Annotated in this window: 16 protein-coding genes; 9 read left to right on the top strand and 7 right to left on the bottom strand. The window is 66.7% G+C overall.

The genetic code is table 11. The annotated features are described in order from the left end of the window. Positions 1 to 52 precede the first annotated feature (52 nt). Together NCS00_RS21940 and NCS00_RS21935 are read right to left on the bottom strand one after the other, a co-directional pair. Complete coding sequence (locus NCS00_RS21940) at positions 53 to 1,492, bottom strand: aldehyde dehydrogenase family protein (RefSeq protein ID WP_175980896.1); 1,440 nt, start codon at positions 1,490 to 1,492, stop codon at positions 53 to 55. Beyond that, positions 1,489 to 2,430, bottom strand: coding sequence for a LysR family transcriptional regulator (locus NCS00_RS21935; RefSeq protein WP_008348104.1), 942 nt, complete (start codon positions 2,428 to 2,430; stop codon positions 1,489 to 1,491). Before NCS00_RS21935 ends, NCS00_RS21940 begins: the two co-directional genes overlap by 4 nt. A 276-nt stretch (positions 2,431 to 2,706) precedes the next feature. Between NCS00_RS21935 and NCS00_RS21930 the strand changes: the two genes are divergently transcribed. From NCS00_RS21930 to NCS00_RS21890, 9 genes are all read left to right on the top strand, one after another. After that, on the top strand, positions 2,707 to 4,200 hold the full coding sequence (locus tag NCS00_RS21930) for a UbiD family decarboxylase (protein ID WP_250440971.1): 1,494 nt from the start codon (positions 2,707 to 2,709) through the stop codon (positions 4,198 to 4,200). Then, positions 4,193 to 4,807, top strand: a complete 615-nt coding sequence (locus tag NCS00_RS21925) for a UbiX family flavin prenyltransferase (RefSeq protein ID WP_175980894.1) — start codon at positions 4,193 to 4,195, stop codon at positions 4,805 to 4,807. The genes NCS00_RS21930 and NCS00_RS21925 overlap by 8 nt, the downstream gene beginning before the upstream one ends. Positions 4,808 to 4,811: 4 nt before the next feature. Then, positions 4,812 to 7,844 (top strand): xanthine dehydrogenase family protein molybdopterin-binding subunit, encoded by a 3,033-nt coding sequence (locus tag NCS00_RS21920; RefSeq protein WP_008348101.1) that lies wholly within the window; start codon positions 4,812 to 4,814, stop codon positions 7,842 to 7,844. After that, entirely contained in the window at positions 7,841 to 8,662 is an 822-nt protein-coding gene (locus tag NCS00_RS21915; protein WP_175980890.1) for an FAD binding domain-containing protein, read from the top strand. The genes NCS00_RS21920 and NCS00_RS21915 overlap by 4 nt, the downstream gene beginning before the upstream one ends. Before the next feature lie 5 nt (positions 8,663 to 8,667). Beyond that, positions 8,668 to 9,195, top strand: a complete 528-nt coding sequence (locus NCS00_RS21910; RefSeq protein ID WP_085955302.1) for a (2Fe-2S)-binding protein — start codon at positions 8,668 to 8,670, stop codon at positions 9,193 to 9,195. Next, the gene (locus tag NCS00_RS21905) at positions 9,188 to 10,750 is read left to right on the top strand and encodes an AMP-binding protein (protein ID WP_008348097.1); all 1,563 of its coding nucleotides are present in this window, start codon (positions 9,188 to 9,190) and stop codon (positions 10,748 to 10,750) included. The genes NCS00_RS21910 and NCS00_RS21905 overlap by 8 nt, the downstream gene beginning before the upstream one ends. 6 nt (positions 10,751 to 10,756) lie before the next feature. Continuing rightward, positions 10,757 to 11,563, top strand: a complete 807-nt coding sequence (locus NCS00_RS21900) for an enoyl-CoA hydratase/isomerase family protein (RefSeq protein ID WP_250436534.1) — start codon at positions 10,757 to 10,759, stop codon at positions 11,561 to 11,563. Between the two features lie 33 nt (positions 11,564 to 11,596). After that, positions 11,597 to 13,318: a GMC family oxidoreductase gene (locus NCS00_RS21895; protein ID WP_250440970.1), complete on the top strand. Its 1,722-nt coding sequence runs from the start codon at positions 11,597 to 11,599 to the stop codon at positions 13,316 to 13,318. A gap of 85 nt (positions 13,319 to 13,403) precedes the next feature. After that, positions 13,404 to 14,780 (top strand): MFS transporter, encoded by a 1,377-nt coding sequence (locus tag NCS00_RS21890; RefSeq protein ID WP_008348091.1) that lies wholly within the window; start codon positions 13,404 to 13,406, stop codon positions 14,778 to 14,780. Between the two features lie 15 nt (positions 14,781 to 14,795). Here NCS00_RS21890 and NCS00_RS21885 read toward each other — a convergent pair whose 3' ends face one another. The 5 genes from NCS00_RS21885 to NCS00_RS21865 all read right to left on the bottom strand — a co-directional run bounded on the left by NCS00_RS21885 (position 14,796) and on the right by NCS00_RS21865 (position 19,150). Beyond that, positions 14,796 to 15,704: a LysR family transcriptional regulator gene (locus NCS00_RS21885; protein ID WP_008348089.1), complete on the bottom strand. Its 909-nt coding sequence runs from the start codon at positions 15,702 to 15,704 to the stop codon at positions 14,796 to 14,798. Between the two features lie 125 nt (positions 15,705 to 15,829). Beyond that, positions 15,830 to 16,183, bottom strand: a complete 354-nt coding sequence (locus tag NCS00_RS21880; protein ID WP_008348087.1) for a RidA family protein — start codon at positions 16,181 to 16,183, stop codon at positions 15,830 to 15,832. Between the two features lie 37 nt (positions 16,184 to 16,220). After that, a complete protein-coding gene (locus tag NCS00_RS21875) occupies positions 16,221 to 17,384 on the bottom strand; it encodes an NAD(P)/FAD-dependent oxidoreductase (RefSeq protein ID WP_008348086.1) in 1,164 nt (387 codons plus the stop codon). Beyond that, the gene (locus NCS00_RS21870) at positions 17,377 to 18,792 is read right to left on the bottom strand and encodes an NAD(P)/FAD-dependent oxidoreductase (RefSeq protein ID WP_008348083.1); all 1,416 of its coding nucleotides are present in this window, start codon (positions 18,790 to 18,792) and stop codon (positions 17,377 to 17,379) included. The genes NCS00_RS21875 and NCS00_RS21870 overlap by 8 nt, the downstream gene beginning before the upstream one ends. Continuing rightward, a complete protein-coding gene (locus tag NCS00_RS21865; RefSeq protein ID WP_033536269.1) occupies positions 18,782 to 19,150 on the bottom strand; it encodes a (2Fe-2S)-binding protein in 369 nt (122 codons plus the stop codon). Before NCS00_RS21865 ends, NCS00_RS21870 begins: the two co-directional genes overlap by 11 nt. Position 19,151 lies beyond the last annotated feature (1 nt).

Raw genomic sequence — 19,151 nt, 5'->3', positions numbered from 1 at the left:
TTTCTTTTTGGTGCCTTGGCTCGGCACGACGAAGCCGGCCCGCCACCCGCCATCACCGCAGCGGCGCGATCCCGTCCGCGACGCCGGCTGGCATGCAGATATGCTTGAGCTCGGTGAAATCCGCAAGGGCATCATAGCCATGAAGCCGTCCCAGCCCGCTTTGACGATAGCCGCCGGTTTCCGCCTCGGCGAATAGCTTGTTGTGATCGTTGATCCACACCGTCCCGTTGCGCAGCGCCCGCGCCATGCGAAACGCGCGCGGACCATCGTTCGTCCACACGCTCGCGGAGAGGCCGAAAACCGTATCGTTGGCTTTCAGAATCGCTTCCTGCTCGTTCTCGAACACCTCCAGCGTGACGAACGGACCGAATATCTCGTCCTGACAGAAGAACGCCTTGGGGTCGGCATGCTCGACGAGCGTCGGCGACAGAAACGCATGTCCCGATGGAGCACCGCGCAGCAGCACGCGATCGGCAGTCGCGCACGCACGTTCGATCGTGTGCTCGACGGAATCGCGCGTGGCGGCGTCGATGAGCGCGCCGATATCCGTCGCCGGATCGATGCCCGGCCCCACCTTCAGCGACGCGAGCGCCGACGCGAGCTTCTCGCGCATGTCCGCCGCCCGCGACGCATGAACCAGCACGCGGCGCGCCGCGGTGCATTGCTGACCCGAGATGATCGTCGCGGCCCGCGCGAGACGCGGCGCGATGGCGTCGATATCCGCATCGCCGAACACGACGCAGCACGACTTGCCGCCGAGTTCGAGCGACAGCTTCTTGATGCTGTCCGCCGCCGCGACCATGATCTTCTTGCCCGTCGCGGTCGATCCCGTAAAGCTGAGGACATCGACGCCGTGTGAATCCGCGAGCCGCTCGCTCGCCGCATATCCGCGCTCGTTGACGAGATTCACGGCGCCCTTGGGCAACGCGGTGAGCTCGAAGCAGCGCATCATCGCGGCCGTCACGAGCGAAGTCTGGGCGGCGGGCTTGACGATCGCCGTGCAACCGGCCGCCAGCGCGGGCGCGAGCGAGCGCACGAGCAACACGGCGGGCGCGTTCCACGGCACGATGATCGCGACGACGCCGGCCGCTTCGCGCAGCATCGTCGATATCGTGCCGGGCTCAGGCTCCAGCACATGCCCGGCGATATGGCGCGCAAGACCCGCGTAATAGCGCACCTCCGAGATGGCGCCCGCGATCTCGCCACGCGACTGCGCGATCGTCTTGCCGTTCTCGCGCGTGAGCAGCGTCGCGAGCGACTCGCGCTCGTGGTCCAGCGCCGCGGCCCACGCCAGCAGCACGTCCTGACGCAAACGCGCGTCCTGCGCCCACGTCGTGCGATCGAACACATGTCGCGCGGCGGCGATGGCTGCGTCGGCTTCGTGCGCGCCGCCGTCGGCATATTGGCCGATGGCTTCCCCCGTCGCGGGGTCGATGCTGTCGAGCGTCGGCGTGCCGGTCCATTCGCCGGCGATCCAGTGTCGTGCGTTCATGCGGAGCTTTCCTTGATTAAGGGGGAGGGTTCGTCACCCGAAAAGTTCGACGCCCGATGCAACTCGTCGCCGATGATCGCGATGAGCGCTTCGGCCGCCGCGCTCAACGGGCGGCGCGGATGGCTCACGCAGAGAATGTGTCGCACGATGCGCGGCGCGAGAATCGGACATGCGCGCAACGTGCCGTGCCGCGCGGCCCGCTCGACGACGATGCGCGGCAGGATCGTCGCGAAGCGCGTATTTTCGACGAGCTTGAGAATGGTCGACAGCACGTCGATCTCGAAGCGCGGCGCAAGCAGGATGTCTTCGTGCTGCGCGGCGCTGTCGAGCACGCCGCGCAGACCGTGGCGCTTGGTCGGCAGCACGAGTTCCAGTTCCGGCAGTTGCGCGAGTTCGATCGCGTGCGGCAGATCCGGTCCATGCGTCGCACTGGTGGCGAGCACCATCTCTTCGTCGAGCAGCGGGCGCGAGTCGAGCGAAAGACGCGCGCGCGGCTTGTTGATGATGGCGGCATCGAGCTGGCCGCCCGCGACCCAGTCGATGAAGGTGGCGCTGTAGCCATCGGCGACGGTGACTTCGACATCCGGGTAACGCGCGTGAAAGCGCGACAGCGAATCCGCGAGCACGCTCTCCGTCACCGATGCGATCAACCCTATGCCGACATGTCCCGTGACCACTTCGTCGCGCTGCACGAGTTGCTGCCGCGCGTGAGCCAGGTCCCGCATGATCGGCAAGAACAGGCGGTACATCAGCCGTCCCGCGGCGGTCGGCGCCATGCCGTGCGCGCCGCGCTCGAAAAGCTGCTGATGCAATTCGTCCTCGAGCTTCGCGATCTGCATGCTGAGCGCGGGCTGCACGATGTTGAGACGCTTGGCCGCGCGCGTGACCGAGCCGTCCTCGAACAGCGCGATGAAGTACTGGATTTGCTTGAGGTCCATGTTCCGTGGGGTATCAGCGATGCTAATAGGCGACCGCACCGTTATCAGACTGCTTCGATGGACCGCGCCGGGCGTTTGTTCAGGCTTGCTGCTCAAGCGCCCATTCGCGCGTGCTCCATTGATACGTGAGCGCAACAACCGTGTCATCCGGGCTAGCACCGATATAAGCACGAATGATTCGGCGCATCAATAAACAGTATTAGCCGTTATGGGGCGATCTCGCTACGCTTCATCCAATGCGCTGGCTTTGGCAGGCGCGCCCAGATGGAGACGCTGATGAACACACGCGATGCCGCAACGAACGGCAATCCCGCATTCTCGTGGGCCCCGGATCGCACCGATACCGGCTCCCTTTCGCTGCGCGACTGGCTCGCGCATCTTGCGCGGACCGGCCGCGTCGCGACGATCGACAAGCTCGTTGCGCTCGAACATGAACTCGCTGCCATCGCCAAGCGCCTCGACGGCACGCAGGCGGCGTTCTTCACGCAGCCGGGCGGTCACGCGGTGCCTGTCGTCAGCGGCTTCATGGCGAAGCGTGCATGGATCGCGGAAGCGATGGGCGTCGACGAAACCGAACTGCTCGCCCGCTTCTCGGCTGCTGCTGCTGCGCCGCTTCCATCGAAACGCGTCGAGCGCGAAAACGCGCCGTGCCAGCAAGTCGTGCATACGAACGGCATCGACCTGCACGCGCTGTTGCCGATTCCGACGCATAGCGAACACGACAACGGCCCGTACATCACCGCGGGTCTCGTGATTGCACGCAATCCGCGGACCGGCGTGCAGAACGTTTCGATCAACCGCATTCAGGTGCATGGCCGCGACCGCATGGCGATCCTGCTGCTGCCGCGCCACCTCTATGCCTTTCAGCGCGCGGCGGAAGAAGCCGGCGATGCGCTGGATGTCGCCGTAGCCATCGGCGTCGATCCGCTCACGATGCTCGCTTCGCAAGCGATCACGCCGATCGATCACGACGAGCTGGAGATCGCGGGTGCGCTGCATGGCGCGCCGCTGCCCGTCGTCGCGTGCGTGACGAACGGCGTGCATGTGCCGGCGTTCGCGGAGATCGTCATCGAAGGGCGCATTCTGCCGGACGTGCGCGAGCCGGAAGGCCCGTTCGGCGAATTCCCGAAGTACTACAGTGCAAAGGAAGCGCGCGAAGTCATCGAAGTGACGGCGGTGACGCATCGGCTCGATCCGGTCTTTCATACGATCGTGCCCGCCGAGATGGAGCATCTGCTGCTCGGTGCGATTCCGCGCGAAGCGACGTTGCTCGCGCACCTTCAACGCAGCCATCCCAACGTGAAGGACGTGCATCTTTCGGTGGGCGGCGTGTGCCGTTATCACCTGTGGGTGCAGTTCGACAAGAAGCGCGAGGGCGAAGCGAAGAACGTGATCCTCTGCGCGTTCGGCGCGCATTACGACATCAAGCAAGTGGTCGTAGTCGATCCCGATGTGAACGTGCACGATCCCGCCGAAATCGAATGGGCCATCGCGACGCGTTTTCAGGCGGACCGCGATCTCGTCGTGATCGCCGGCGCGCAGGGTTCGCCGCTCGATCCGTCGACGACTGTCGGCCAGCCCGCCGATGCGCCCGCGCATCTGCAAGGCATGAGCACGAAGATGGGCCTCGATGCGACGCGCCCCGTCGTCTATGCCGAGCACGTCTTTACGCGCGTGCGCATTCCCGGACAGGACGCAGTCGATCTGGACGCGCTCGTCGCCGCCGACAACAGCGCACTGGACGCCTACCTGGCGCGCAATCATGGCTGAGCAGAAGAAGCGCATCGTCGTCGGCATTTCCGGCGCGAGCGGCGCGGTGATCGGCGTGCGCCTGCTCGCTGCGTTGCGGCGGCTCGGCACGCACGAGACGCATCTGATCGTGTCGGCATCGGGCGCGGTGACGGCGGCGCAGGAACTCGGGCTGACGCGCGGCGACATCGACCAGCTCGCCGACGTCGTCCACAACGTGCGCGATATCGGCGCGTCGGTCGCGAGCGGATCGTATGTCAGCGACGGCATGGTGATTGCACCGTGTTCGATGAAGACGCTCGCGGCCGTCGCCAACGGCTTCGCCGACAACCTGCTCACGCGCGCCGCCGACGTGATGCTCAAGGAACGCCGCCGCCTCGTGCTCGTCGCGCGCGAAACGCCGCTCAATCTCGCGCATCTGCGCAACATGACGCTCGCCACCGAAATGGGCGCGATCGTGATGCCGCCGGTGCCCGCGTTCTACGCGCATCCGAAGAGCATCGACGATGTGGTCGATCACACGGTCGGGCGCATTCTCGATCTCTTCGGCATCGAGCATCAGGAGATCGCGCGACGCTGGAGCGGCCTCGCCGATGCATTCGGCCGCCGCGCGCAAGATGAGGAATGATGCGATGAATCAGCGCGATACCGCCTTCGCAGATATCAATGCACGCGTCGCCGACGACGCCGTTGCCACGCCGCAGCGCCACGTCGGCCGCGCCATGCAGCGCCTCGAAGATCCGGCGATTCTCACGGGCCGCGGCCGTTACGGCGATGACATTGCCGTGAAACCAGGCACGCTGCACGCCGCGATCCTGCGCTCGCCGCACGCTCATGCCGACATCGTTTCTATCGACACGGACGCCTCGTTGAAGCTGCACGGCGTGCATGCGGTGCTCACGCGTGACGATCTGCGTGCGTGGTCGCGTCCGTTCGTCGTCGGCGTGAAATCGCCGATGGAACAGTGGGCGCTCGCCATGGACCGCGTGCGCTATGTGGGCGAGCCGGTCGCGGTCGCCATCGCGGATTCGCGTGCCCTCGCGGAAGACGCGCTCGATCTCATCAAGGTCGAATACGCGACGCTCGATCCGGTCACGTCGATCGAGCAGTCGGTGCGGGACGACGCGCCGTTGCTGCACGAGCGCGTCGGCAGCAACGTCGTCAGCGACCGGCATTTCCGCTACGGCGAGCCGGAAGCGGCGTTCGAGAACGCGCCGCATCGCGTGAAGCTCGTCGCGCAGTATCCGCGCAACACCTGCGCGCCGATCGAGTGCGGCGTCGTGATCGCCGAATATCTGTCCGGCGACGAAGGCTACGACGTCACGTCGAACTTCATGGGGCCGTTCTCGCTGCACGCCGTCATGGCGATGGCGCTGAACGTGCCCGCGAACCGTCTGCGTCACAAGGCTCCGCGCGACTCGGGCGGCAGCTTCGGCGTGAAGCAGGCCGTGTTTCCGTATGTCGTGCTGATGTGCCTCGCGTCGCGCAAGGCGGGCGCGCCGGTGAAATGGGTCGAGGACCGGCTGGAGCACCTGAGCGCGGCGACCTCCGCGACGGCGCGCCTCTCGACCATCGAGGCGGCGGTGCAAAGCGATGGCCGCATCGTCGCGCTGTCCTACGACCAGCTCGAAGACGTCGGCGGTTACGTGCGCGCGCCGGAGCCCGCGACGTTCTACCGGATGCACGGCTGTCTGACGGGCGCGTATGCGATCCCGAATCTGCTCGTGCGCAATCGGGTCGTGCTCACGAACAAGACGCCGACCGGCCTCGTGCGCGGCTTCGGCGGACCGCAGGTGTACTTCGCGCTGGAGCGGCTGATTCAGCGCATTGCCATCGAACTGAAGCTCGACGTGCTCGACGTGTATCGCCGCAACTTCGTTCCCGCCGATGCGTTTCCGTATCGCGCGGCGGCCGGCGCGCTGCTCGATTCAGGCAACTATCAGGAAGCGCTGCGCCGCTCGATCGACGAAGGCGGCTACGCCGAACTCGTCGCACGCCGCGATGCCGCGCGCAGGGAAGGGCGGCTCTTCGGCATCGGCTTCGCGGCGATCGTGGAGCCGTCGGTATCGAACATGGGCTACATCACGACCGTCATGCCCGCCGACGCGCGCCGCAAGGCCGGGCCGAAGAACGGCGCGATCGCGAGCGCCACAGTCAGCGTCGATCTGCTGGGCGGCGTCGTCGTGACGATCGCATCGACGCCCGCGGGGCAGGGGCACATGACGGTGTGCGCGCAAGTCGTCGCCGATGTGCTCGGGCTGGACCCGAAGGACATCGTCGTCAACGTCGAATTCGATACGCACAAGGACGCGTGGTCCGTCGCGGCGGGCAACTATTCGAGCCGCTTCGCGGGCGCGGTAGCGGGCACGGTGCATCTGGCCGCCACGCGCGTGCGCGAGAAGCTGTCGCGCGTGCTCGCGAAGCAGTTCGGCTGCTCGCCCGACGAGATCCGCTTCGAAGGCGCGCGCATCTTTCCTGTGCACGCCGAGGATCGCGCGCTGCCGTTCGCGCGCGCCGCGAGCAATGCGCCGCACTGGGCGCCCGCGCTCCTGCCCGAAGGCGAGGAGCCGGGCCTGCGCGAGACGGTGTTCTGGTCGCCGCCGCACATGGACGCGCCCGACGAGGCCGACCGCATCAACACGTCGGCGGCGTATGGCTTCGCGTTCGACATGTGCGGCGTCGAAGTGGACCGTGCGACCGGGCGCGTGCGGATCGACCGTTATGTCACCGTGCACGATGCCGGCACGATCCTCAATCCCGCGCTCGCCGATGGCCAGATTCGCGGCGCGTTCGCGCAGGGCGTCGGCGCGGCGCTGATGGAGGAGTTCCGCTACGGCGCGGACGGCAGCTTCCAGTCCGGCACGCTCGCCGACTATCTGATGCCGACGACCTGCGAAGTGCCCGATCCGGTGATCGTGCATCTGGAGACGCCGTCGCCGTTCACGCCGCTCGGCGCGAAAGGGCTCGGCGAAGGCAACAACATGAGCACGCCGCCGTGCATCGCGAACGCGGTGGCCGATGCGCTCGGCGTCGAAGACATTCGCTTGCCGCTCACGCCGTCCAGGGTCATGGCGATGATCGGCATCGACGATCCGGAGCCGTCGCGCCCCGAATATCGCGAAGCGCCGGCGGCGAAGCCCGCGACGCCGGGCGGCGGACGCGCACTGACGGCGCAGGGAAGCGTCGATCTGCCCGCGACGCCGGAAGCCGTGTTCGCCGTGCTGCTCGATCCGAAGGCGCTCGCTAACGTGATTCCGGGCTGTCATGCGCTCGAAGAAACCGCGCCGAACCAGTATCGCGCGGACGTGACCGTGGGCGTCGGCCTCATCAAGGCACGTTTCGAGGCGCGCATCGGCTTGTCGGAGATCGACGCGCCGCATCGTCTGCGGCTGGCGGGTGCGGGCACGTCGCCGCTCGGCAGCGCGCGCGGCAGCGGTCTCGTCGAACTGAAGCCGCAAGGCAGCGGCACGCGGCTCACGTACGACTACGAAGCGCAGGTGTCGGGCAAGGTCGCCGCGGTCGGCGGCCGCATGCTCGAAGGCGCGACGAAGGTCGTGCTGAATCAATTGTTCGAATCGCTCGGGCGGCAGGCGGCGGGCAAGCCGGTGCAGACGCGCGGATCGTGGCTCGCGAGATTCCTCGCACGTTTCAGGAGGCGCGCATGAAGCCCGTAGCGTTCGATTATCTGCGCGCGCCGACCACGCAGGACGCGCTCGACGCCCTTGCGCAATACGGCGAGGACGCGCGCGTGCTGGCGGGCGGACAGTCGCTGATGGCCGTGCTCAACATGCGGCTCGCGCAGCCGAAGATGCTCGTCGATATATCCCGCACCGCCGAACTCAGTGCCGTGCGCATCGACGAGAAAGCGGGGCGGCTCGTCGTGAGTGCGGCCGCGACGCAAGGCAGCGTCGAATGGCGCGCGACGCTCGCAGAAGAAGTGCCGCTGCTCGCGATGGCCTTTCCGCATATCTCGCATTTTCAGATCCGCAATCGCGGAACGGTGTGCGGATCGATCGCACATGCGGACCCGAGCGCGGAACTGCCGCTCGTGCTCTCGGCGCTCGGCGGCGACGTGATGCTGCGCTCGAAGAAGAAGCGGCGCACGCTCGCCGCGCAGGATTTCTTTCAGGGCATGTTGATGACCGCGCGCGAGCCGGACGAACTCGTCGAAGCGGTGCGCTTTCCGCTGCGAAAAGCTGGCGAGCGCTACGCGTTCAGCGAATTCTCCGCGCGTCACGGCGATTTCGCGATCGTCGCGTGCGCGGCGGTCGTATCGGACGATGCGATTCGCATCGCGGTGGGCGGCGTCGCCGACAGGCCCGTGGTCGAAAGCTGGCCGCGTCTCGCAGGCGACGACCTGCGCGGCGCACTGAACGATTTGAGCTGGAAACTGAACGCGCAGGACGACGCGCATATCAGCGCGAAATATCGCCGGAATCTGGTCCGGCAACTCGGATGGCGTGTGATCGAGGAGGCGAAGTGAGCGACATGTCGGCAAACATCATGCGGCGGGACGAACGGCAGCGCATCGCGCTGACGCTCAACGGCCGCGAGCGCAGCGGCCATTGCGAGCCGCGCGAACTGCTGTCGGATTTCATCCGGCACGAACTGGGCGCGACCGGCACGCACGTCGGCTGCGAACACGGCGTCTGCGGCGCATGCACCGTGCACGTCGATGGCGTCGCGGCGCGCGCGTGCCTGATGCTCGCGGTGCAGGCGGACGGACGGCGTATCGATACCGTCGAAGGTCTCGCGCCCGAGCAGACGCTCGGCGACCTGCAGCAGGCGTTCCAGCGGCATCACGCCTTGCAGTGCGGCTTCTGCACGGCGGGCATCCTCATGTCGTGCGCGGATTATCTGCAACGCGTGCCGAATCCGACCGAGGAGCAAGTGCGCGAAATGCTGTCGGGGCATATCTGCCGCTGTACGGGCTACACGCCGATCGTGGCGGCGGTGCTCGACGTGGCGGCGCGCCGCCGGACGCAAGCGGACACGAGCGAGGTCGAACATGCTTGATCTCGGCCGCACCTTTCTGCAAAGCGTCGAGCGCAGTCCGAACGCGCTCGCGCTCGTCGATGGCGAACTGCAACTGACCTATGCACAGTGGCATCGCGTGATCCTGAATGTCGCCGATGGCCTGCGCGCGCTCGGTCTCGAACGCGGCGACCGGCTGCTCGTCGTGCTGCAGAACCGCTGGGAAATGGCGACGCTGCATTGGGCGGGACAATTCGCCGGCATCGTGATCGTGCCGCTCAACTGGCGCGCGAAGCCGGACGAACTCGACTATTGCGTGACCGATGCCGGCGTGAAGGCGATCGTCTACGAGCCCGTTTGCGCCGATGCCGTCATCCAGAGTCCGGCTGCGCAGAACGTGCCGCGCATCGGCCTCGACGATGCGCCCGGCCGCAACCTGGGGTTCGATGCGCTCGTTGCCGACCGCAGCGAAGCGCGCCACGACGCGACGACGCGCGCCACCGCCGACGACATCTCGCTCATCCTCTACACGTCCGGCACCACCGGCAAGGCCAAGGGCGTGCCGCGGCGTCATCGTCACGAACGCGCGGGCGCGCTCGCGCATGTCGCGCAGAACCTGTATCGGCGGGGCGAGAGAACGCTCGGCGTGATGCCGCTCTATCACACGATGGGCGTGCGCTCGCTGCTCGCGATGGCGCTCGTCGACGGCCTGTTCGTCTGCGTGCGCCGCTGGAACGCGAAGCTCGCGCTCGAATCCATCGCCGCGCACGGGCTCACGTGCCTCTACCTCGTGCCGACGCTCTATCACGACCTGCTCGCCGACAAGACGTTCGCGGCCACGGACACGTCGTCGGTCAGGAAGCTCGGTTTCGCGGGCGCGCCGATGAACGACGGCCTGCTCAAGCGCCTGTCCGCCGCCTTCGAGCCGGAACTCTTCGTCAATCACTATGGCTCGTCCGAGGTCTATACGTTCAGCATCGATCAGGACGCGACGAAGAAGCCCGGCAGCGCGGGGCGCGCGGGCATCAACACGCGGCTGCGCGTCGTGAAGCTGGATGCCGTATCGCCCGATCAGATCGCCGCTGCCGGCGAGGAAGGCCAGATCATCGCGGACCTGCTCGGCGACGAGGCTTTCGAAGGCTACTGGAATCGCCCGGACGCGAATGCGAAGTCGCTGCGCGAAGGCTGGTACTTCACCGGCGACACCGGCTACTTCGATGCCGACGGCGACCTGTACGTCACCGGCCGCGTCGACGACATGATCATCAGCGGCGGAGAAAACATCTCGCCCGTGGATATCGAATCGGTGCTGTCGCTGCATCCGGCCGTCGACGAAGTCGCGGTCGCGGGCGTCAAGGACGAGCGATGGGGCCAGCGCGTCGTCGCGTTCATCAAGCGCCGCGAGTTCGTCGATGCAGAAGCGCTCGACGGCTGGTGCCGTCAGTCCGATCTCGTCAACTTCAAGCGGCCGCGCGAATACGTGTTCGTCGACGACATACCGAAGTCTCCGGTCGGCAAGATCCTGCGCCGCAAGCTGCAGGCCGGCGAATACGCGAGCGAGACCCACGCAACCTCTACAGAGACCACCAAGGAGTAACCGAACATGAGCGATTTGAACCATCGCGGCCAGACGCTGCTGCAAGACCTGGACGGCTTTTCAGTCGAGATCGACGCCGCCCGCGAGCGCGCCGACATCATCCTGCATCGCCCGCCGTTCAACGTCATTTCGATGCACGCCCGCGACCAGTTGCGCGCTGCATTCGAGGCGCTCGACGAGGACGACCGCGTGCGCGTGATCGTCGTGCGCGCCAAGGGCGAGCACTTCTCGAGCGGCGGCGACATCAAGGGCTTTCTCGAGGCATCGCCGGAACATGTGTCGAAGCTCGCGTGGAATATCGCGGCGCCCGCGCGCTGCTCGAAGCCGGTCATCGCGGCCAATCGCGGATTCTGCTTCGGCGTGGGCTTCGAGTTGTCGCTCGCGTGCGATTTCCGCATCGTCACCGATACGACGTTCTATGCGCTGCCGGAGCAGAAGCTCGGGCAGATTCCCGGCTCGGGCGGCTCGGCGCGCTTGCAGTCGATGGTCGGCATCGGCCGCACGAAGGACATTGTGATGCGCTCGCGCCGCATTCCCGGCAAGCAGGCGTACGAATGGGGCATCGCGGTGGACTGCGTGGCCGACGCGGAACTCGAATCGGCGACGGATGCGCTCGTCGACGAACTGCGCGCGTTCTCGCCGCTGGCACAGCGCACGGCGAAGAAGCTGCTGAACGACTCGGAAGACGCGCCGCTTTCGATCGCGATCGAACTCGAAGGCCATTGCTATAGCCGCCTGCGCTCGTCGGACGATTTCCGCGAAGGCGTCGAAGCGTTCCACGGCAAGCGCAAGCCGGTGTTTCGCGGGTCCTGATCCCGCGCTTTTCACAATAAAAGGAGACAGGCGATGGAGCGCTTCGATGTCGTGATCGTGGGCGGCGGCTCGGCGGGATGCGTGCTGGCGCATCGGCTGTCGGCGGTGCCGTCGCTGCGCGTCGCGCTGATCGAGGCGGGCGCGGATACGCCGCCCGGCGCCGTGCCCGAGGCCATTCTCGACAGCTATCCGATGCCGGTCTTCTGCGGCGATACCTACATCTGGCCCGACCTGAAAGCGAAGGCCACGAAGGATGCCGCGCCGCGCGTGTACGAGCAGGGCCGCGTGATGGGCGGCGGCTCGAGCATCAACGTGCAGTCGGCCAATCGCGGCCTGCCGCGCGATTACGACGAATGGGCCGCGGACGGCGCCGATGGCTGGGCGTGGCGCGACGTGCTGCCGTACTTTCGCAAGCTCGAACGCGACGTCAACTTTCCCGGCGGCGAGATGCACGGCAGCGACGGCCCGGTGCCGATCCGCCGCATCATGCCCGACGACTGGCCGGCGTTCTGCCACGCGTTCGCAAAGGGTCTGCGCGAGAACGGGGTCGCGCAGTTGCAGGACCAGAATGGCGAGTTCGGCGACGGGTTCTTTCCCGGCGCGTTCTCCAATATCGACGATCGGCGCGTGTCCACGGCCATCGCCTATCTCGACGAGGCCACGCGCAGGCGTCCGAATCTCGCGGTCTACGCGAAGCTGCGCGTGGAACGCATCGTGATGGACGGCGCGACGGCGCGCGGTGTCGTCGCGATTGCGGAGAACGGCGAGCGCGTTCAGTTCGATGCGGACGAAGTCGTGCTGAGCGCGGGCGCGCTGCAGTCGCCGGCGATGCTGATGCGCGCGGGCATCGGCGATGCGCGCGAGCTCGCGGCGCTCGGCATCGCGTGCGAAGTGGACTTGCCGGGCGTCGGACGCAATCTGCAGGATCATCCGTCGCTGACGTTCTGTCATTTTCTCGAGCCGCGCTTTCGCATGCCGCTCGCACGACGCCGCGCCAGCATGATGGCCGCGCGTCTGAGTTCCGGCGTCGCGGGCTGCGATGCCTCGGACCTGTATCTGTCGAGCGCGACGCGTGCGGCGTGGCATGCGCTCGGCAACCGGCTCGGACTCTTCTTTCTGTGGTGCAACCGGCCGTATTCGCGTGGCCGCGTGCAGCTCGCATCGCCCGATGCGGCCGCCGCGCCGCGCGTCGATCTCAATCTGCTCGACGACGAACGCGATGTGCAGCGCCTCGCCGCGGGCGTGCGGATTTTGGCGAGCGTGGTCCACGCATCGGGACTCGGGCGCAGTTCGCGCGACTTCTTTCCGGCGGCGTTTTCTGCGCGCGTGAAGGCGCTGAGCCGGGTCGGCGAGGGCAATGCGCGCCTCACGTCCGTTCTCGGCGTGCTGCTCGATGCGCCCGCGCCGGTGCGCCGTTTCCTCATCGAACGCTTCTTCACGCGCGGACTGAAGATGGACGCGCTGCTCGCCGACGACCGCGCGCTCGCCGCGTTCATCCGCGCGAACGTGTTCGGCGTGTGGCACGCGAGCGGCACATGCCGCATGGGCGGCGCGGAGGATCGCGGTGCCGTCACGGATACCGAAGGGCGCGTGCACGGCGCGCGCGGCTTGCGCGTCGTGGATGCATCGCTGATGCCGAGGCTGCCATCGGCCAATACGAACATACCGACCATCATGATCGCCGAGAAGATCGCCGACGCGATGGTCGCGCAGCGAAGCGCGAGCATGGCACCGCCGCTCGCCGCCGCGTACTGACACTGCTCGAGCAATTTCGTTTTTCAATCGTAACAAGAGCACGCATCCATAAAAGCGTGCCTGCGGTAATCCAAAGGAGATACACATGTCCGTAGCAGCGCAAGACGGAGCCGCCGTGCTTCCGGCAAATCAGCGGCAGATCATGGGTGCAGTGATGGCGTCGTGCATCGGCTGGGCCCTCGATCTGTTCGACTTGTTCGTGTTGTTGTATGTGGCGCCGGTTGTCGGGCGTCTGTTCTTCCCGTCCGAACACGCGATGCTCTCGCTCGCGGCGGTCTACGCTTCATTCGCGGTGACGCTGCTGATGCGTCCGCTCGGCTCCGCGCTCTTCGGCTCGTATGCGGATCGTCGCGGCCGCAAGGGCGCCATGATCTTCGCGGTCGTCGGCGTCGGGTTGTCCACTGCGGCTTTCGGCGCGCTGCCGACGGTCGCGCAGGCCGGCATCGTCGCGCCGATCCTCTTCCTGCTGCTGCGTCTCGTGCAGGGCGTGTTCGTCGGCGGCGTGGTGGCGTCGACGCATACGATCGGCACCGAATCGGTCGCGCCGAAATATCGCGGCGCGGTGTCGGGGCTGATCGGCGGCGGCGGCGCGGGACTCGGCGCGCTTCTGGCATCGCTCACCTTTCTCGCGATGTCCGCGCTCTTTCCCGGCGATGCCTTCGACGTGTGGGGCTGGCGCTGCATGTTCTTCACCGGGATCGTGAGTTCGGTGCTCGGTCTCTTCGTCTTCAACAGTCTCGAAGAGTCGCCGCTGTGGAAGAAGCTCGCCGCCGAAAAAGCCGCGAAGGCCGCGGCGAATACCGAGCGCGCAAAGGCCGAAGTGGTGCGCTCGCCGATCCGCACGCTGTTCTCGCGCGAGTACCGCGGCGTGTTGTTCGTGAATCTCCTGCTGACCATCGGCGGCGGCAGCGGCTACTACCTCACGTCGGGCTATCTGCCGACGTTCCTCAAGGTCGTGAGCCACGCGCCGAACGGGGCGGCCGCCGCTATCCTGATGATCTGCAGCGTGGCGGTGGTGATCGCATCGGTTTTGGCGGGGCATCTCAGCACGTTCATCGGGCGCAAGGGCGCGTTCATCTGGATCGGCATCATCCGGCTCGTCGCCTTGCCCGGCCTCTTTCTGCTGTTGCCGACGGCAGAAAGCATCACGATGATCGGCGTCTATGCGGTGTTGTTGTCCGCGCTCGGCAGCGCCGGTTACGCGCCCATACTGATCTTCCTGAACGAGCGCTTTCCGACCGCGATTCGCGCGACCGGAACGGGCCTCTCGTGGAACATCGGCTTCGCGATCGGCGGGATGATGCCGACCTTCGTCTCGCTCGTCGCGAAGGATGCGAGCCAGTTGCCGTCGACGCTCGCGATTTTCGTCGGCGCGATCAGCGTGATCTTTCTCGTCGGCGCGTTCGTGGTGCCGGAGACGCTCGGCAAGCTCGAGAACGGCAACGCGGGCAGTCCTTCGTGACCTTCACGGCGCGCGTCATTCCGGCGCGCGCGTCGTCACGCGTCCGATCTCCTCGGCGATGATCGCGATCAATGCCTCGGCGGCCGGCCCGATCGGCCGCTTCGGATGCGTCACCTGAATGATGTGGCGCACGATGGGCGGCGCCGAGATCGTGCGTATGCGCAAGCGGCCTTCGTCCGCTTGCGCCTGCACCACGACGCGCGGCAGGATCGTCGCGACGCTGCTCTGCTCGACGAACTGCACGATGGTACTCAGCAGATCGATCTCGAACTTCGGCTGGATGACGACATCGGCCGCCATCAGGGCGGCATCGAGCGCGCCGCGCAGACCGTTGCGCCGCGTAGGCAACACGAGCTCGATGTCCGGCTGCCCGGTCAGATCGATCGTGCCGGGAAGCTCGGGGCCGTGCAGCGCGCTCGTCACCAGCACCATTTCTTCGACGAGCAACGGCTTGACGTCCAGCATCAGGCGTCCGCGCGGCTTGTTGATGATGGCCGCATCGAGCCGGCCCGATTCGACGGCGTCGATCAGTTGCGCGCTGAAGCCATCGGCGACGGACACTTCGACTTGCGGGAAAAGCGCATCGAAGCGGGCGAGCGATTCGGGCAATACGCTCTGCGCTTCCGACGAGACCATCCCAAGCGACACGCGGCCCGTCACGATGACATCGCGACGGCTCAGGTGCTCCCTTGCGTGGTCGATATCGCGCAGGATCGGCGTGTAGAGGCGGTACATCAATCGTGCGGCTTCGGTGGGCGCCATGCCGTGCGGCCCGCGCTCGAAGAGCTTCTGCCGGATCTCGGACTCGAGTTTGGCGACCTGCATGCTGAGCGCCGGCTGCGCAATGTTCAGCCGCTTTGCGGCACGCGTGACGGTGCCTTCCTCGAAAAGCGCGATGAAGTACTGAATCTGCTTCAGTTCCATGAGACGGGGTGTGCGGGACGGTCCGTGAACATAGTACCGCGCGCCGTCTTTCAGGGGGCGGCGTCGCGTCGCCAACCGGAGAATCGAGTCGCCGGTTGCCTGCAACGAGACCGCCCCGGCCGCCGTCAGCTCATCGCGATGACGGCGATCTCCACCAGCAACGCAGGCGACGCGAGCTTCGCTTCCACGGTCGCACGCGTCGGCGCGCAGCCTTCGGGAACCCACGCATCCCACACTTCGTTCATGCCCGCGAAATCACGCGCGATATCCGACAGCCACACTTGCGCCGACACGAGACGGGTCTTGTCGATGCCCGCCTTGTCCAGGAAGCCATCGATCTTTTCGAGCACCTTTGCCGTCTGCAGCTTGATATCGGGCGTCTGATCCGCGGACGTCTGCCCGCCGATGAACACGAGTCCCGCAGCCTTCACGACGCGGCTCATGCGCTGATTGGTGTCGATGCGAACGATATCGCTCATTACTTGTTCTCCTTACGAAAGGGTTGGGGAATACGGATCAGTGCGTGACGAGCGGCAACGCATCGGCGGCTGCCGACGTGGCGCGCGCATGGAAACGGTCGATGGCGAATGCATCGAGCGACAGCGACGGCTCGCCGTCGAGCATGAGTTCGGAGACGAGCTTGCCGCAGCCCGGCCCGAGCTGAAAGCCGCTGCCGCAATAGCCGAACGAGTAGTACAAATTCGACGCCGTGCGGCTTGCCGAAATCACCGGCAGTTCGTCTTCGGTAAATGCTTCGACGCCCGCCCACGCGCGATTCACGCCGAGATGACGCAGATGCGGAAAAAGATCCGTGACCGTCTGCGCGCTTTTCACGAGGCGCATGAAATCGACTTCGCCGTGACGGTTCGCCAGTTCCGCGATGCCGATCAGCTTGCCGCCGATCACGACCGTGCCGTTGTCGAATTGCTTGAAGGACAGCGGACGGCCCGTCGCGCCGAGCGTCGCGCGGCAGAAGGGCGCGACCCGGTGCGTGACCATCAGCATCAGGCCTTCGGGATGCACGGGCACCGGCTCGCCCGCCTGCTTCGACAACTCGCCGGACCACGCGCCCGACGCGATGAGCATCTTCTGCGCGCCGAACGTGCCGCGCGGCGTCTGCGCGAACCATCGCTCGCCGCGCTGTTCGATGCGTCTCACCGGCGTGCCTTCCAGAAAGCGCACGCCCAGACGTTGCGCCGCGAGCCTGAAGGCAGTCGTCGTGCGGTACGGCAACGCGTAGCCATCGCGCTCGACCCAGATGCCGCCGGTCACGTGCCTCGCGAGCGCCGGTTCCAGTTCGAGCACGGTTTCGCGATCGATGATCTTCTCGTGCGTGAAGCCATGCGACGCCAAAAGCGCGACGCGTTCGCGGCAGGTTTCGAGCTCGGCTTCCGTTTCCGCGATCTTCAGTTGCCCCGACGGCACGAAGCCGCCATCCTCGCCCAGCAGATCGGTCATGCCGTGCCATATTTCGCGCGACATCAGCGCGAGCGGAATTTCGGGCAGCGGACGCCCGAGCGTGCGCACGCCGCCCGCGTTGACGCCCGACGAATGACGCGCCACGTAATCCGCTTCGAGCACGATGACTTTCACGCCGCGCTTCGCCAGATGCAACGCGCTGCTGGTGCCGTGCAGACCGCCGCCGACGACGATCACATCGGCTTCGCTGATTTCATTCACCGGCGAGTTCTCCGAGCGTGAGCGGTTTGATCGGCGGGCGAATGCGGTAATAGCCGACCTCGGCAGGCGACACGCGCCGCGCATCCGCGATGACTTCCGTCACCGTCAGCCCGCACATGCGGCCTTGGCACGGTCCCATGCCGCAGCGCCCGAACGACTTCGCCTGGTTCGGCCCGACGCAGCCCAGCTCGACGAACTTGCGCAGCTCGCCCGCGGTGACTTCCTCGCATCGGCAGACGATGGTTTCGTTCTTCGGAATGCGGTTCACATCGCGCGGACGATACAGCGAATCGAGGAACGGACGGATGCGCAGGGCGCCCGCGAGATCGCGCCTGAGCGCCATCGCTTCGAGATCGCGCTTGCGGGTATCGATCGCGCCGAGTTGCGCCGCCACCGCGACGCCCGCGAGCGCGCCCTGCAAGGCCGCCGCCTGCGCGCCGCCGATCCCCGCGCCGTCACCCGCGACGAAGATGCCGGGCACGTCGAGCTCGCCCCATGCGTCGGTCTTCGGCGTGAAGCAGAGTTGCGCGTTATCCCAGCGATGCGTCGCGCGCAACGCCTGCGTGAACTGCGTATTCGGCACGACGCCCTGATGCAGCAGAATCACGTCCGCTTCGATGCGGTGCGCCGCGCCCTGCGTCGTGAAGCCGAGCGCGCTCGCATGCTCCACGCCGTCGGCGCCGGTGCGCGATTCGACGCGCAGGTCGTCGGCGGCCTCGAACATCGGCACGCCCGCTTCGCGCAGCGTGCGCATCAGCTGCAGTCCTTTGCTGAGATACGGCCACGCGCGCAAGGCCGACAGCATGTGACGCTTCGCGCGCCAGCGGTCTTCGTGGCGCGTCGTGTCGACGAGCGCGCGAATCGGCACGCCCGCGCGGATGTACTGCCAGCCGAGCAGATACAGAAGCGGTCCGCATCCCGCGAGAATCGGCGGCGCGGCAGGCACTTCGCCCGCGCTCTTGAGCAGGATTTGCGCGGCGCCCGCCGTCAGCACGCCGGGCAGCGTCCAGCCGGGAATCGGGAAAGGCCGCTCCATCGCGCCGCTCGCGAGAATCACGCGCTGGGCGTCGAAGCTGCCGATCCTGCCGTCCTTCAGATAGTTGATGCCGCGCTCGCGCGTGACCTGCCACACGGTCGCGCCCGTCAGATGCCGCGCGCCCGATGCCGCGAACGCCTGGGCGATCGCGCCGCCCGCCGCGTAATCGGGACCGAGAATCTCCTTGCGGCGCGCGTCCGCCCGGCCGATGCCGCGATAGATCTGTCCGCCGGCGGCGTCCTGTTCGTCGATCAACACGGTCTTGAGGCCCGCGCGCGCGGCACGCGTCGCGGCGCTCATGCCCGCGGGACCGGCGCCGATCACGACGACATCGACAGCTTCGGCATGCGACGAAACGAGTTCAGCGGCCATGTGCGTTCTCCAGCGATGCGTCAGCGGTATCGGTGCCGATCGAAGGGGGCAGATCGCGCGCGCCTTCCTGCGACCGGATGCGCATGCCGGCTTTCACTTCGACCATGCAGCTCTGGCGGCTCGGCACGCCGTCGATCTCGACGAGGCATTCGAAGCACGCACCCATCATGCAGTAAGGCGCGCGCGGTGCGCCCGAAACCGGCGTCGCGCGAAACCGCGACACGCCCGCCGCGAGCAAAGCCGCCGCGACGGAGCGTCCGCCTTGCACGGTCAGCGCCCGGTCGTTGAAGAAGATGTCGATGCTCGCGCCGTCCGCGCCCGGCAGCGGCTTGAAAAGCGTAGGTGTCGATGAAGTCATG

Source organism: Caballeronia sp. AZ1_KS37 (genome assembly GCF_023631165.1).
Taxonomy (GTDB): domain Bacteria; phylum Pseudomonadota; class Gammaproteobacteria; order Burkholderiales; family Burkholderiaceae; genus Caballeronia; species Caballeronia zhejiangensis.
This window is presented reverse-complemented; position numbering and strand designations above follow the sequence as displayed.

What these genes read in the sequence shown, in the direction of transcription:
- NCS00_RS21915 (WP_175980890.1), top strand. Translation starts at nt 7,841, where the DNA reads ATGAAGCCCGTAGCGTTCGATTATCTGCGCGCGCCGACCACGCAGGAC.
- NCS00_RS21870 (WP_008348083.1), bottom strand. Translation starts at nt 18,792, where the DNA reads ATGGCCGCTGAACTCGTTTCGTCGCATGCCGAAGCTGTCGATGTCGTC.
- NCS00_RS21895 (WP_250440970.1), top strand. Translation starts at nt 11,597, where the DNA reads ATGGAGCGCTTCGATGTCGTGATCGTGGGCGGCGGCTCGGCGGGATGC.
- NCS00_RS21885 (WP_008348089.1), bottom strand. Translation starts at nt 15,704, where the DNA reads ATGGAACTGAAGCAGATTCAGTACTTCATCGCGCTTTTCGAGGAAGGC.
- NCS00_RS21935 (WP_008348104.1), bottom strand. Translation starts at nt 2,430, where the DNA reads ATGGACCTCAAGCAAATCCAGTACTTCATCGCGCTGTTCGAGGACGGC.
- NCS00_RS21880 (WP_008348087.1), bottom strand. Translation starts at nt 16,183, where the DNA reads ATGAGCGATATCGTTCGCATCGACACCAATCAGCGCATGAGCCGCGTC.
- NCS00_RS21890 (WP_008348091.1), top strand. Translation starts at nt 13,404, where the DNA reads ATGTCCGTAGCAGCGCAAGACGGAGCCGCCGTGCTTCCGGCAAATCAG.
- NCS00_RS21940 (WP_175980896.1), bottom strand. Translation starts at nt 1,492, where the DNA reads ATGAACGCACGACACTGGATCGCCGGCGAATGGACCGGCACGCCGACG.
- NCS00_RS21920 (WP_008348101.1), top strand. Translation starts at nt 4,812, where the DNA reads ATGAATCAGCGCGATACCGCCTTCGCAGATATCAATGCACGCGTCGCC.
- NCS00_RS21925 (WP_175980894.1), top strand. Translation starts at nt 4,193, where the DNA reads ATGGCTGAGCAGAAGAAGCGCATCGTCGTCGGCATTTCCGGCGCGAGC.
- NCS00_RS21900 (WP_250436534.1), top strand. Translation starts at nt 10,757, where the DNA reads ATGAGCGATTTGAACCATCGCGGCCAGACGCTGCTGCAAGACCTGGAC.
- NCS00_RS21930 (WP_250440971.1), top strand. Translation starts at nt 2,707, where the DNA reads ATGAACACACGCGATGCCGCAACGAACGGCAATCCCGCATTCTCGTGG.
- NCS00_RS21910 (WP_085955302.1), top strand. Translation starts at nt 8,668, where the DNA reads ATGTCGGCAAACATCATGCGGCGGGACGAACGGCAGCGCATCGCGCTG.
- NCS00_RS21905 (WP_008348097.1), top strand. Translation starts at nt 9,188, where the DNA reads ATGCTTGATCTCGGCCGCACCTTTCTGCAAAGCGTCGAGCGCAGTCCG.
- NCS00_RS21865 (WP_033536269.1), bottom strand. Translation starts at nt 19,150, where the DNA reads ATGACTTCATCGACACCTACGCTTTTCAAGCCGCTGCCGGGCGCGGAC.